At 53.6% G+C, this 13,719-nt stretch carries 12 protein-coding genes; 3 read left to right on the top strand and 9 right to left on the bottom strand.

The genetic code is table 11. The features are described from left to right. From Q394_RS0103380 to Q394_RS0103365, 4 genes are read right to left on the bottom strand one after another with little or no spacing between them, the layout of a single operon-like run. The gene (locus tag Q394_RS0103380; RefSeq protein ID WP_028488032.1) at positions 1-984 is read right to left on the bottom strand and encodes a vWA domain-containing protein; all 984 of its coding nucleotides are present in this window, start codon (positions 982-984) and stop codon (positions 1-3) included. Continuing rightward, a complete protein-coding gene (locus Q394_RS0103375; protein WP_028488031.1) occupies positions 977-1,453 on the bottom strand; it encodes a DUF4381 domain-containing protein in 477 nt (158 codons plus the stop codon). The genes Q394_RS0103380 and Q394_RS0103375 overlap by 8 nt, the downstream gene beginning before the upstream one ends. Continuing rightward, the gene (locus tag Q394_RS0103370) at positions 1,450-2,394 is read right to left on the bottom strand and encodes a DUF58 domain-containing protein (RefSeq protein WP_028488030.1); all 945 of its coding nucleotides are present in this window, start codon (positions 2,392-2,394) and stop codon (positions 1,450-1,452) included. Before Q394_RS0103370 ends, Q394_RS0103375 begins: the two co-directional genes overlap by 4 nt. After that, the gene (locus Q394_RS0103365; RefSeq protein ID WP_028488029.1) at positions 2,394-3,365 is read right to left on the bottom strand and encodes an AAA family ATPase; all 972 of its coding nucleotides are present in this window, start codon (positions 3,363-3,365) and stop codon (positions 2,394-2,396) included. The genes Q394_RS0103370 and Q394_RS0103365 overlap by 1 nt, the downstream gene beginning before the upstream one ends. Before the next feature lie 92 nt (positions 3,366-3,457). Here Q394_RS0103365 and Q394_RS0103360 point away from each other — a divergent pair, with 92 nt between their 5' ends. Beyond that, positions 3,458-3,772 carry a BolA family protein gene (locus Q394_RS0103360; protein ID WP_028488028.1) on the top strand — a complete coding sequence of 105 codons (315 nt, stop codon included), beginning with the start codon at positions 3,458-3,460 and terminating at the stop codon, positions 3,770-3,772. Between the two features lie 128 nt (positions 3,773-3,900). Here the strand turns inward: Q394_RS0103360 and Q394_RS18980 are convergent, their stop codons facing one another. The 3 genes from Q394_RS18980 to Q394_RS0103345 all read right to left on the bottom strand — a co-directional run bounded on the left by Q394_RS18980 (position 3,901) and on the right by Q394_RS0103345 (position 8,217). Continuing rightward, positions 3,901-4,164: a UPF0175 family protein gene (locus Q394_RS18980; RefSeq protein ID WP_038140338.1), complete on the bottom strand. Its 264-nt coding sequence runs from the start codon at positions 4,162-4,164 to the stop codon at positions 3,901-3,903. 57 nt (positions 4,165-4,221) lie between these two features. Further along, a complete protein-coding gene (uvrA, locus tag Q394_RS0103350; protein ID WP_028488027.1) occupies positions 4,222-7,065 on the bottom strand; it encodes an excinuclease ABC subunit UvrA in 2,844 nt (947 codons plus the stop codon). Between the two features lie 96 nt (positions 7,066-7,161). Next, the gene (locus Q394_RS0103345) at positions 7,162-8,217 is read right to left on the bottom strand and encodes an NAD(P)-dependent alcohol dehydrogenase (RefSeq protein WP_028488026.1); all 1,056 of its coding nucleotides are present in this window, start codon (positions 8,215-8,217) and stop codon (positions 7,162-7,164) included. A 174-nt stretch (positions 8,218-8,391) separates the two neighbouring features. On the opposite strand from Q394_RS0103345, the gene Q394_RS0103340 reads away from it, so the two are divergent. Both Q394_RS0103340 and Q394_RS18975 read left to right on the top strand, forming a co-directional pair. Continuing rightward, a complete protein-coding gene (locus Q394_RS0103340) occupies positions 8,392-9,582 on the top strand; it encodes a peptidoglycan-binding domain-containing protein (RefSeq protein WP_028488025.1) in 1,191 nt (396 codons plus the stop codon). Positions 9,583-9,668: 86 nt separating this feature from the next. Further along, positions 9,669-10,382 carry a P-loop NTPase family protein gene (locus tag Q394_RS18975; protein WP_051542710.1) on the top strand — a complete coding sequence of 238 codons (714 nt, stop codon included), beginning with the start codon at positions 9,669-9,671 and terminating at the stop codon, positions 10,380-10,382. 117 nt (positions 10,383-10,499) lie between these two features. Here Q394_RS18975 and Q394_RS18970 read toward each other — a convergent pair whose 3' ends face one another. Both Q394_RS18970 and Q394_RS0103325 read right to left on the bottom strand, forming a co-directional pair. Further along, complete coding sequence (locus tag Q394_RS18970) at positions 10,500-12,035, bottom strand: hypothetical protein (RefSeq protein WP_051542707.1); 1,536 nt, start codon at positions 12,033-12,035, stop codon at positions 10,500-10,502. A 9-nt stretch (positions 12,036-12,044) separates the two neighbouring features. Further along, complete coding sequence (locus Q394_RS0103325) at positions 12,045-13,718, bottom strand: thiamine pyrophosphate-binding protein (protein ID WP_028488024.1); 1,674 nt, start codon at positions 13,716-13,718, stop codon at positions 12,045-12,047. Position 13,719 lies beyond the last annotated feature (1 nt).

The following is a 13,719-nucleotide window of genomic DNA, read 5'->3' as shown; positions in this document are numbered from 1 at the left end:
TCACTCCCGATTCAGCCGCAGCACTGCCGCCGCCATGCTCAGCACAAAGGCTGCCAGCAACGGCCAACGGAACAATTCCTGCTGTGGACGCCATTGTTGCGCTTCTTTTTCAGCAGGTTCCAACCGATCCAATTCGGCATAAATATTGTGAAACTCCTCGGTGTCACGGGCGCGGAAATACGCGCCCCCGGTACGTTCAGCAATGGACTTGAGGGTCTTCTCATCCAGATCCGCCGTCGGGTTCATCAACTGGAAACCGAAAACGCTGCGCATTTGGTCACTTTCAGAACCGATACCGACGGTGTAGATCTTCAAACCCGCCGCTGCCGCCATATCCGCTGCTTCCAGTGGGCTGACACTGCCAGCGGTATTCGCGCCATCGGTCATCAGAATCAGCACGCGGTTTTTCTCCGGGCTAGCCTGTAAACGCTTGAGCGCCAAGCCAATCGCATCACCAATCGCAGTACGTTCACCCGCCAGACCAATCTGGGACTCATTCAGCAATTGCAGCACCGTCTGGCGATCAAAGGTCAGTGGCACTTGCAAGTACGCCTGATCCCCGAATAACACCATACCCACTCGGTCGCCAGTACGCTTGCGGACAAACTCGCCCGCTACCGCTTTGGTTGCCACCAAGCGATCCACCACTTGCCCGTTGAGGATAAAATCCTGCTCCTGCATACTGCCGGAAAGGTCTACCGCCAGCATCAGGTCACGCCCCGACACCGGCATTGCCACCGTATCGCCAATCCATACCGGACGAGCCGCAGCCGCCACCAGCATCACCCACGCCACACTGGCCAGCAGCAAAGCTAACAGGCCATACCACGAACTGCCCAACAACTGCTTGCCTTGCTGAAAATCTTCCAGAAACGGCACTTTCAGCGCAACGCCCTCGGCTTGTTCAGCGGGTTTCAACCACCAACGTATCAGTAACGGCAGCGGCAACAGCGCAAATAGCCACCACCAGAGGAATTCATACATGGCTTTTTCCCCGTTGCAACTTGATCCACTGGCGAATCGCTTGCAGCAGCGCCGTGGTTTCCGCCTGTGTTTCCGGGCGATAAGGTATTTCGGTCAACAAATGCGCCAGCTTGCCAGAAAATAACGGCTTGCCCGCTTTATCATCCAGAAACTTGACCCATGCCTCACCCGTCAAGCCAGACACCGCCTGCCGCCCGTATTGCGTCATGGCAATGCGGCGCAACAGAACGGACAGTTCCTGCAACAATTCCTTGGTATTTTTGCCGTGCTTGCCTTGTAAGCGCTCCAGCTCGGACAGCGCCAATTCCAGACCCTGCTCACTACGCCGTTGCTGCTGCCAGCGCCAGAATAGCCAGATAATCACCGCCAACATCAAGCCAGCCAATAACCACCAACCGGGGGCAGGCGGCCACCAACCCACCGGGGCAGGCAAATGAATATCGCGTAGTGGTAATTCTTCCGGGTTCATCGTAACCCCCGCGACAATTTCAGCAAGCGTTCGTTATCGCTATCTGCCGTCGACAATTGCACCAGCGGAATGCGGTGGCTACGGCTGAAGTCCTGTAAGGTTTTCGCGGTTTGCTCCACGCGCTTGGCATAGCGATCCCGCCATAAACGCAGCCCCAGATTGAGCAACAAATTGCGCTTGCCATCCGTCAAACGCAGGCTGCCGCTAGTAGCGGGCAAGTTTTCCTCAAACGGGTCGTGGATAGCAATCAAGGTAAGCTGCGAATGTTCCGCAATCATCGCCAACTGGCGCAAGGCTGCCGGGTTTGCTTGGCGAAAATCGCTCAACACAAACACCTGACTGCCCGGTTGAGTCACACGACGCAAACGTGTCCAGCTTGCCTGCAAGTCGCTGCGACTACGCTCAACAACCGGCTTCCCGCGTGTCATATCGCTCAACTCACGCAAGAAATGCAGCGCCGCCGAACGGCTACGCGAAGGCTTGAACTCGACGTGTTCGCCGTTTTGCAGCAAGCCACCAATACGGTCGCCATCGTCGAGGGTTTTCCAGAGCAACAAGCTCGCCACATCCGCCGCCACCACCGACTTAAAACGCCCACGGGTCGCAAAAAACATCGACGGGCGTAAATCCACCCACAGCAGCACCGGCTTTTCGCGCTCTTCCTCAAACACCTTGGTGTGGACGCGCCCACTACGCGCCGTCACCCGCCAGTCAATGCTGCGGATGTCATCACCGGGCTGGTACATGCGTGATTCGGCGAAATCCATCCCCCGACCTTTGTGTACGGAACGGTGCAAGCCAGCATGGCGGGAACGGATATGCTTTTTCGCCAAACGCAAAGTACGTACCTGCCCCTGCAAACTTAACAGCGCTTGCAGGGAACGGAAGACGATGCCTTCGCCACTGCGCTCACTTCGGTTACGCTCAGCGACCGTCGCCATCAGGGAACAGCCACCAATGCCAGCAGTTCGTCAATAATATGGTTGGCGGTCATGCCGTCGGCCTCTGCTTCAAAGGTCAGCAGCAAACGGTGACGTAATACATCGTGCGCCACGGCTTGTACGTCTTCGGGGCTGACGAAATCGCGGCCTGCCAGCCATGCGTGAGCGCGGGCGCAACGGTCCATCGACAGCGTGGCACGCGGGCTGCCGCCGTAGGCAATGCTACCTGCGAGAGATTTGCCGTAGCGTTCCGGGTTGCGGGTCGCCAGCACCAGTTGCAGCAGGTAGGTTTCCACCTTGTCGGACATGTAAACATTCAGCACATCCTGACGCGCCATCAGCACATCTTCGCGGCTGACTAGCGGGGCAACCTCTTCTTTTTCGTGGCGCACTTGCTGCATGGCTTCCTTGCGCCCCAAGTGCAGGATGACCTTTTCTTCCGCAGGCGTTGGGTAATCCACAATCACGTGCATCAGGAAACGGTCGAGCTGCGCTTCCGGCAAATGGTAAGTGCCTTCCTGCTCAATCGGGTTCTGGGTTGCCATGACCAGAAAAGGTTCGGGCAGCTTCCAGGTTGTCCCCGCGACCGTGATCTGGCGTTCTGCCATCGCTTCCAGCAGTGCCGATTGCACTTTGGCAGGCGCACGGTTGATTTCATCCGCGAGGATCAGGTTGTGGAACAAGGGGCCTTTCTGGAAATGGAACGAGCCATCATTGGGGTGGAACACTTCCGTGCCGGTAATATCGGCGGGCAGCAAATCCGGGGTGAACTGGACGCGGTGAAAATCCCCCTCTATGCCCTGCCCCAGCATCTGGATAGCGCGGGTTTTGGCCAAGCCCGGCGCACCTTCCACCAGCAAATGCCCATCCGCCAACAACGCCATCATCAGGCGGTTGATCAGGGTTTTTTGCCCAATGATTTTGCTTTGCAAATACTGGGACAACTTGTCAAAGTTTTCTTTTTGGTTCATGTTAGCCGATCATTGTGTGGGTGTAGGGCGGAATATACGCGCCCCGTTCCCGTTGTTTCAAGTTAATCATCGTTAATCCAAGTGCAAAGACCATGACTATACAAACCGAAATTGAACAAAAAATCCAGCAAGCCATGCAACCTGACTACCTCGAAGTCGTCAACGAAAGCCATATGCACAACGTGCCTGCCGGTTCTGAATCGCACTTCAAAGTGACGGTTGTGAGTGAGCAGTTCAAGGGGAAAATGCTGATTGCACGCCACCGCCAGATCAATGGCATTCTGGTGGAAGAACTCAACGGCAAGATTCACGCGCTGGCACTGCATACCCTGACGCCGGAAGAGCATTTTGCCAAGGGGGGTAAAGTGGCGGATTCGCCGTTGTGCGCGGGTGGCGGAAAAGGTTGATTTTTGCTATTCGCCAACGGCAGTCAACGCATAATCCAGCAAATCATCGCTAAAATGGGCTTTAGATAAGCGCAATATTTCAACATGAGGCTTGAGCAAAGGGATAATCCCCTTTCGCTTGGCTTCGATCAGAACGCTTCCTTTGCCAGCATATCAATTTCAGACTGTAGCTCTTCTTTGCTCTCATAGGTTTGAGGCTCAATGCCCCGCTTACGGCATTCATACAGGAATTCGTAACGATCCATGCTGCCAACAAATTCTACCGCCGCTCCTACAGAGAATCGTCCGCGTCGATAAAGGTCTATAGCGGTGTTGAGTTTGAGCAAACGCACCAGCTCTACAGGTGATTGGTAGATAAAGTATTTTTCAGGAATATCGAGTGTCAGTTGCATGGTGCTAATCCTTATCCAGCAATTGATAGGGGAGAGGATGCTTTTCCTGATACTGTATCACAACATCCGTTTGAGGAAATGCCCGGTAAACGACCCTTCCACCTCCGCCACCTGTTCCGGCGTACCGACTGCAATGATATTCCCGCCGCGACTGCCGCCCTCGGGCCCCAAATCCACCACCCAATCCGTCGTCTTGATCACATCCAGATTGTGCTCGATCACCACCACGGTATTGCCGCCATCGCGCAAGCGGTGCAGCACTTTCAACAACTGGTCAACGTCGTGGAAATGCAGCCCGGTGGTCGGCTCGTCCAGAATGTAAATCGTCTTGCCCGTGCCGCGTTTGGACAGCTCTTTCGCCAGCTTGACGCGCTGCGCTTCACCACCGGAGAGCGTGGTAGCGTTCTGCCCCAAGGTAATGTACGACAACCCCACGTCCATCAACGTTTGCAGTTTGGTGTTGATCGACGGCACAGCGGCGAAGAATTCGCAGGCATCTTCCACCGTCATCGCCAGCACTTCGCTGATGTTCTTGCCCTTGTAGCGCACGTCCAGCGTTTCGCGGTTGTAACGCTTGCCTTCGCACACTTCACACGTCACATAAACATCGGGCAGGAAGTGCATCTCCACCTTGATCAAACCGTCGCCGGAACAGGCTTCGCAGCGCCCGCCCTTGACGTTGAATGAGAACCTGCCGGGCTGGTAGCCGCGTGAACGCGCTTCCTGCGTGGCCGCGAACATGTCGCGAATCGCGGTGAACACCCCGGTGTAAGTGGCTGGATTAGAACGCGGAGTGCGCCCAATCGGGCTTTGGTCGATGTCGATGATCTTATCAATCTGATCCGCGCCCAACACTTCACGCACTGGGGCAACGTCCACGCTGCTGTCGTGCAGATGCCGCGCCAGAAACGGGAAAAGCGTGCGGTTGATCAGCGTCGATTTGCCCGAACCCGACACACCCGTGATGCAGGTCAACAAACCCAGCGGAATTTCCAGCGTCACATCATTCAAGTTATTGCCGGTCGCGCCGATCACTTTGAGGGTGCGTTCCGGGTCGAACGGGGTACGCTGGGCAGGGATGGCAATGCTGCGCCGCCCGGACATGAATTGCCCCGTGACCGAAGCCGGGGTGGCAAACACTTCGTCCGGCGTACCTTGCGCGATAATGTAGCCGCCATGCACGCCCGCACCGGGGCCAATATCCAGCACGTAATCGGCGGAACGGATCGCGTCTTCGTCGTGTTCCACCACGATCACGGTATTGCCGAGGTCACGCAGGTGGAACAGCGTTTTCAGCAAGCGTTCGTTGTCGCGCTGGTGCAGGCCGATGGATGGCTCATCCAGCACGTACATCACCCCGACCAGCCCCGCGCCGATTTGCGAGGCAAGGCGGATGCGTTGCGCTTCACCGCCGGACAAGGTTTCCGAACTGCGGCTCAGGGTCAAATAATCCAGCCCCACGTTGACCAGAAACGCCAGCCGCAAGGTGATTTCACGCACGATCTTTTCGGCAATCTTGCCTTGCGTGCCGGGCAATTGCAGGTCGCGGAAAAATGCATGGCTTTCGCCAATCGCCATGTGGGTGGTGGATGGCAGGTTTTTGCCCGCGATAAACACGTTGCGGGCTTGTTCGTTGAGGCGCGTGCCGCCGCAATCGGGGCAGGCACGGCTGGCAAGGTATTTCGACAATTCTTCGCGCACCGCGTTGGAATCGGTTTCGCGGTAACGGCGTTTGAGGTTGTTCAATACGCCTTCAAAGGTGTGCGAACGCTGGTAGACCTGGCCTTTTTGCCCGACGTAGGTGAATTCCACCTCCTCCAAACCGCTACCGCTCAGGATCAGTTTGTGGACAGCGGCGGGCAATTCATCCCACGGCTGTTCCACATCAAAATGGAAATGGTCGGCCAAAGACGTCAGCATCTGGAAGTAGTAGGCGTTGCGCCGATCCCAGCCGCGCACTGCGCCACCCGCAAGGCTCATGGATGGATTTACCACCACCCGTTGCGGGTCGAAAAATTGTTCCACGCCCAAACCGTCGCAGGTCTGGCACGCTCCGGCGGGCGCGTTGAAGGAAAACAGGCGCGGTTCGAGTTCCGCCAGCGCCCAGCCACAATGCGGGCAGGCGTAGTTGGCGGAAAACACCATTTCGGGGATATTCCCTTCGACTTCGCTCAGGGAACGGTCGTCCATCGGCGCGACCCGCGCAATGCCGTTGGCGAGTTTCAACGCGGTTTCAAACGATTCCGCGAGGCGTAGCTGCATGTCGTCACGTACCTTGAAACGGTCGACTACAACTTCGATGGTGTGTTTCTTGCGCAATTCCAGCGTGGGCACATTGTCCAGATCGTAGACTTCGCCATTGATCCGCGCCCGTAAGTAGCCTTGCGCCCGCAGCGATTCAAACAGTTGCAGGTGTTCGCCCTTGCGATCACGCACCACGGGGGCAAGCAACATCAGCTTGCTGCCTTCGGGCAAGGACAATACTTGATCGACCATCTGGCTGACGGTTTGCACTTCGAGGTCGATTGCGTGGGTCGGGCAACGCGGCTTGCCTGCACGGGCGTAGAGCAGGCGCAGGTAGTCGTAAATCTCGGTGATTGTGCCGACGGTGGAACGCGGGTTGTGCGAGGTGGTTTTCTGCTCGATGGAAATCGCTGGGGAAAGCCCTTCGATGTGGTCAATGTCCGGCTTTTCCATCATCGACAGGAACTGGCGGGCATAGGCCGACAGCGACTCGACGTAGCGCCGCTGCCCTTCCGCAAAGATCGTGTCGAACGCCAGCGACGACTTGCCCGAACCCGACAGCCCGGTGATCACGATCAGCTTGTCACGCGGCAGGTCGAGGTCGATGTTTTTCAGGTTGTGGGTACGTGCGCCGCGAATGCGGATGAATTTTTCCATGGGGTTTGCAAGCTCGTGCCGAACAAAAAACGAAGTTTAGCAGGTTTAGTGAGGAAACGAGATTTCCCCACTAAACGGGCTGAATCTTACCGAATATCAGGCTTTCAACGATGCCATATCGATCACGAAGCGGTATTTCACATCACTTTTCAACATGCGTTCGTAAGCTTCATTAATCTCTTGAATCTTAATAACTTCGATGTCGGAAGTAATGCCGTGTTCACCACAGAAATCCAACATTTCCTGCGTTTCAGCAATACCACCAATCAAAGAACCTGCCACAGATTTGCGCCCCAACACCAAAGGTGCTGAATTCAGGAAGGGATCCAAAGGCCCCAAATAGCCAACGAGTACCAATGTACCGCTGATGTTCAAGGTCGGCATGTAAGGGTTAATATCATGCACATAGGGCACGGTGTCGATGATCAGGTCGAAGCGGCTGTTGACCGCAGCCATCTGAGCGTCATCCGTTGAGATGACGATATTGTCCGCACCTAGACGACGAGCGTCTTGCTCCTTGTCAGCCGAACGGGTGAACAGCGTCACTTCAGCACCCAGTGCTTTGGCCAGTTTCAGCGCCATATGCCCGAGACCACCCAAACCCACAACAGCGACTTTGCTACCCTTCCCTACTTTCCAATGGCGTAAGGGCGAGTAAGTGGTAATACCTGCACACAGTAAAGGCGCTGCACCTGCCAGATCCAAACCATCAGGCACTTTCAGCACAAACTTGTCAGAAACGATGATTTTCTCGGAATACCCACCGTAAGTAGGCGCGTGGTCGTGCCGGTCAGTACCGTTATACGTAAACGTAGGGAATTCCACGCAATATTGTTCTAGCCCATGATGACAAGGCTCGCAATGCTGGCAGGAATCCACCATACAGCCGACGCCAACCTGATCACCTGCCTTGAAGCGAGTGACAGATGAGCCGACACTGATAACCCGTCCAATGATTTCGTGACCGGGTACAACAGGATAAACACTGTTAGCCCAGTCATTACGGGCTTGATGCAAATCCGAATGACATACCCCACAAAAAAGGATGTCGATTACCACATCGTCGGCACGCGGCTCACGCCGTTCAAAACGATAAGGTTCCAGATTATCCTGCGCGGATTGTGCTGCATAACCAAGAATAGGTGTGCTCATTGTCATTCACTCCAAATTTCGCTGTGTCGATGGAAAAAGCCTACTGTTGATGGCAACAGCAGCTAGCCAATTCTGCCTATTTTCTTGCCTGATTGTCCAAGCCAATTGATAATAGCTGTCATGCCAAGTTGTATCACCATACCATTTTCATGACAGAAAAAAAGGATCACCAAGATGGCGTTTCAAGACGTAGCATTACGCAAGGCATTTCCAAACGACTTACAGGGAGACTTAACCCGTGGCGCAAGTGGTACGAGCGTAGTAGCGGTGCAGTATGCGTTAGGGCGACTGGGTTACTTACATGATCTGTGTGATGGCAAGTTTGGGGGCAATACTGAGAACGCGGTCAAAGCCTTTCAAGTATCCGTAGGCATACCGGCGAGTGGTCAGGTGACCGCTATCCTGCTAACGCTGCTGGATATAGCGGTTTCCCGACTGAACCCCCGCACGCCTGCTACACAGGTCACTGATCCATTGGCGTATTTATCTGACTTTCGCGGTTTACGGATACCCGAAATCCGTATCACTGGTACACGCGAAATCTATAGTTGGGCAAGCCAAGAAATTCAGCTAGCTTACGGTCATTGGGTTGGTTCGTATTGGGAGGTGATCAAACAGAACCGTGTCGAAGCCGACTGTAAGGGCATGGCCTTATTTCTGATGGATCAATTTCGTAAGCAGATAAAGCAAGACCGCTTCATTAATCTGCCACACCCTGTGTTACGTGGTGCAACCGAAACGCCTTGGATTGTGGCGACTCGTGACAAATCACGCGGGTTTTTTAGCCGATCTGACAATGGCATTCCAGCAGATCGGGCGGGCTATGAGGTGGTGAAAGCACTGGAAAAACTTGATCCACAACAATCGATGTTATTCGGTGTAGCAGTACATTACCCCGAAATCAGTGCCCATCAAGTAGCACGCACCTGTACCCGCATCTGGGACTGGAACCCCACCTTCACCAATGGCGGCGATACCAGCAAACCCGAAATACCCATCAACCTCTTACAACCTGGCCACCTCATTTTCATTGACCACACTGGTAATGGTAGCTTTGACCATACGGTCAGTGTCATTAAGGTTGAACGCGACAATACTAATCGTACCCGTAAGCTAATATTGGCTGTGGGTTCGTTTGATGATGTACGTGACAATTCCTCAGACACAGAACCTACCAGCCTTGGGCTGATTAATACCTATGCGGAAGAAGTCACCGTGACGTTCGATACCAATGGGCGCATTAGCAACTCGGTAGTCAGTTGGTCATCCGAACCCGACTACATCGTCAAAACCCGTTACAGCGCCCGCACCACCGTAATGGAGCAAAAATCAGGTGGTAAGTTGTTTATCGGACGCTGGGCTTAAGGTAAGGTATCCCACAATTTGATCAATCAATCATTCATTTCACGATAAGCAATAACTCTTTCGATACTACCAATACGGAGAAAACAATGAGCAGCATCCATTTCATCGGAGGCGAAAAAGGCGGCGTCGGTAAATCCCTTACCACCCGTTTACTGGCGCAATATTTCATTGATAGAGGTGTCGCCTTTGCTGGTTTTGACACCGACCAGTCACATGGCACATTTTCGCGCTTTTACACTGAATTCACCGCACCACTGAATGTAGAAAAATACGATAGTTTGGACGCTATCCTTGAAACAGCAGAAACGTACCCAGACACCCACATTCTGGTAGACCTTGCCGCCCAAACGGGCAAACACCTGAATCAATGGATCGAAGAAAGCGATGTATTTGGCATTTTTGCTGAACTGAATCGCCCGGCTTACCTTTGGCATGTTATGGATGATGGCGCAGACTCCATGTTCCTGCTGAACAAGCTACTGGAACAGCAACCGAAAGGTGTGCAAGTCGTTATCGTGCAGAACCATGGGCGCGGTGAAGACTTCAGTAACTTTGAACAATCAGCGACTTATCGCAAAGCGCAAGAACAAGGTGCTCACTTTGTCACCCTGAAAAAGCTGCAACCCAACCTGATGCAGAAAGTTGATTTCAGCAACTTAAGTTTCTGGGCAGCAGCCAACAACCGCGATCTGATGAGCATTGCTGAACGCAAGCGCGTTGGCGTTTGGTTGGATAGTAACTACACCCAATTCGATCAATTTCTATCTATGGAGTCACATCGGCTGGGAGAGACATTATAGCCCTCCACTGAAGGAGCTGCTGCTACAGGTGCTATCCCGTTTACCCAAGCGCCTACAAACTATGTTTAAGCGGCATTTCCGCAACGATCATTAATCTTTTTTGCCGGTTTGCGGGTGCTAAAGCCCGCAAACCGCTCGATCTACACCACCAGAAATAGTGGCTGCCCACACCCCTCGCTCAGCCCGATAATGCAACAACGCATCAACAATCTGTTGCTTACGTCCCTGCCTGTGTGCGGCAGATTGTATCTGCTGCCACGCCTTGGCCTCATCCCCAAAATTCAGCTCAATATTGCGCAGGAATTGCGCAATCTGGTGCAGCGCAGGCGTTCCAGCCCAGCCTTGTTGCGCCTTGACCCACGTTTCAAGCTCGCGGCGACGGCTATTCACCGCCTGATGCTTCGCCCGATACAAAGCCAGCATGTCGGCTTCAACCTTATCCACCACCTGCTGCAAACGTTCGCCATCCGCTAATTGCGTCAGGTCGTAGTGCTTAAACCATTCCACCACCGAAAACAGCATTAAATCGCCAAAAAACTGACGTTCAAACTCGTCTGAAATATCCATCGCGGCATCATGCTGCTGTTCCACACCGGGGCGGAATCCTTCGTCCTCAGCGGTCGTGCGCTTGTGCAACATCGGCAAGTTGGCCGACACAAAACGTGCGCCGATTTCAGCCTGAATCAAGCGCCCCGCTGTTGGCCCCGACATGCGCAACCGCAAATGCCCAAACGGAATAATGTACTTCAGCCCCTCAAAATTGACGATGTAATTACCGGGGTAAATCGTGCGTGCCGGAGCCAGTGCCGTCACAGCGCTATCAGGCTGAAACGCCGTTTTGCGGGTCAGGTGTTCCCCAAAAAAGAACGCCTGCAAACGCCCGGCAAAGGTCGCCAAACAAGCCGTATGGTCATGCGCCCCCGTTAACGGACAACGGTAGTCAAAATGCTCTACCTGCTGCTTAAAGCCAAACATGTTCGCCATGTCGTGATAAGCCGCATCCCCCGGCAAGGGCGTGTCACGGTGAAACTGACAATCAGACTGTGGCTCAAGCCCAGCGATTTCATGCAGAAAAGCCGTCACGTCATCCAGAAAATTAGCCGCCATCACCGCAGGCGATACCGGCGGGTCGCCCACCAGTTTCCCGGTCAGCATCGCAATGTCATTGGTTTGGAAAATCTGGTTGATGTGGTGAAAATAATCCAGTTCCGGCAAAAACAACTGGTCGCTATCCACCAGATAATACAGGGTGCGCTCTTTATCCTCAGTGAGTTGCAGCATTTTCAGGTAGCTGAGGTTGCGGTTGGCGGCCTGCCCCTTACGGTAAAAGCGTTCAGCCGGTTGCGTGGTCAGCACCCTGCCTAACTGCTGGCGCTGCGCTGCCGGGATGCTTTGCAATACCTGATATTGTTCGGGCAAATCGAAATGAATAACGTCCAAGCCTTTCGCGCAATACTCCGCTACTAACGCCTTGTGCGCGTCAATATGCGGCGGTTCACGACTGTCTTCCGCAACCACGATCGTTATACCGCCGCGATAAGCATAACGCTCACCCAGCTGGTAAATGCTTTCCAAGCAATTGCGCAAATGCGGCGGGCGATCAGCCACCGGAATGCTGATAATGAAGCGGTAAAAGTCAGTAACACCCGACATAAGCAACCCTTAGCGGCGTGAGGAATAATTCGGGTAAGCATCCTGATCAATCATCAGTTCGATCAGGTTAATCCCGTGATGAAAATCGGCTTGTGCAAACACCTGTTCGCAATCGGCATCTGTTTCTATTTTAAAATGGTTAATCCCGAACGATTGCGCCAACAAAGCATAATCCGGGTTTTTAAAATCGCAATCCAGAAAACGCTGTTCATACTGCTGATGCTGGTTTTTACGGATCAATCCCAAAGTCTGGTTATTGAACAACACAATGTTTAAGGGAATGTGGTAATTCACCGCTGTCATGATCTCCATGCAGCACATTTGAAAACCACCATCGCCAATCACCGCAAAAGTTGGCTTGTCTACCGTAAAGCGTGAACCAATCGCTGCTGGGATAGCATGACCCAGCGATGAAACCCCGGTATTCGGTACAAAATGATCTTGAGGGGTGACGCGATAAAAATTCTGCGCAAAAATAATATTATCGTCCACCAAAACGATGCCATCGTTAAACTGCTGTTCCAGTAAGGCGAAAAAGGTTTTTACCAAATCAAACTGTTCACCGAAAATCACCGTGCCGTCTGCTTCCATTTGCTGGTCGATGCCACGTTTGAAGGCAGCCAAATCCGGGCAAATTTTCGGCTCAATAACCTGCTGAGCGCACCAACCATTAATCGACTGTAAAAAATCCCCAAGGTCGGATTGAATCGCCAAATCAGCCTTGAAGACCTTTTCCAGTTGCGTCACATTGCGGTCGACTTGAATAATCTTTTTGCCGTTTAATAACGCGGCATTCCACACATAACTGGTGCGTTCATTAAAACCCGCACCCAGCAAAATAATCAGGTCAGCTTCATGCATAAAATAGTGCATGGCATGACCACTAGAAGTCACCCCTAAACTGCCGAGTGAGAGTGCCGAACGCTCATCAATCGCGCCCTTGCCTTTCAAACTGGAAGCGACTGGAATATTCAAACGCTGACTGAATTCGCACAAGGCATCATGGGCGGTAGCGGACTGGATGCAGCCATAACCTGCCAACACCACGGGGCGCTTGGCGCTACGGATCATGTCACCGCACTGTTCCAGCGTTTGCGGGGCAATTTTCAGCTTTGGCAAAGGGTGTAAATCGGGCAGCTTGTCGAGAATCGACGCATCCACCAGTTCTTTTTGCACATTCACCGGAATGCTTAAGACCACGGGGCCGGGGACATCCGACACCAGTTGCCGTGCCGCTTGATTGAGCACATTGACGAGATAATCGGTACGTTCGATCAGCTTGTGGTAGCGGGTCACGCCGGAAAACAGCGCGGTTTGGTCGATGCTGCCGCCTTCGCCCGAACTTTCCTGCAAGCCGCCGCGCCCAAAAATGTAGGTGGGCGCTTCGCCAGTAATCACCAGCACCGGCAATTTGTCAGCATAGGCGTTAGCAATGCCGGTAATCAGGTTACTGGCACCGGGGCCAGCGGTGGTGATGCAAGCACCGATGCGGCCGCTCACACGGGCATAACCACCCGCCATGAACGCCGCACCTTGTTCGTGCTTGACCAACACTGTCTGGATACCAGACCCATACAGGTCATCGTAAACCGGCAAAATATGTGCACCGGGCATCCCAAAAAGGGTATCGACACCCAAACGGTGCAAAAATTTGACGAGGAGTTCGCTGACCTGAATTTTCATG

It is taken from the genome of Thiothrix lacustris DSM 21227 (assembly GCF_000621325.1).
In the GTDB taxonomy this organism is placed as follows: Bacteria; Pseudomonadota; Gammaproteobacteria; order Thiotrichales; family Thiotrichaceae; genus Thiothrix; species Thiothrix lacustris.
Note: the sequence above shows the minus strand (reverse complement) of the source record. Positions and strands in the feature narration are given on the sequence as shown.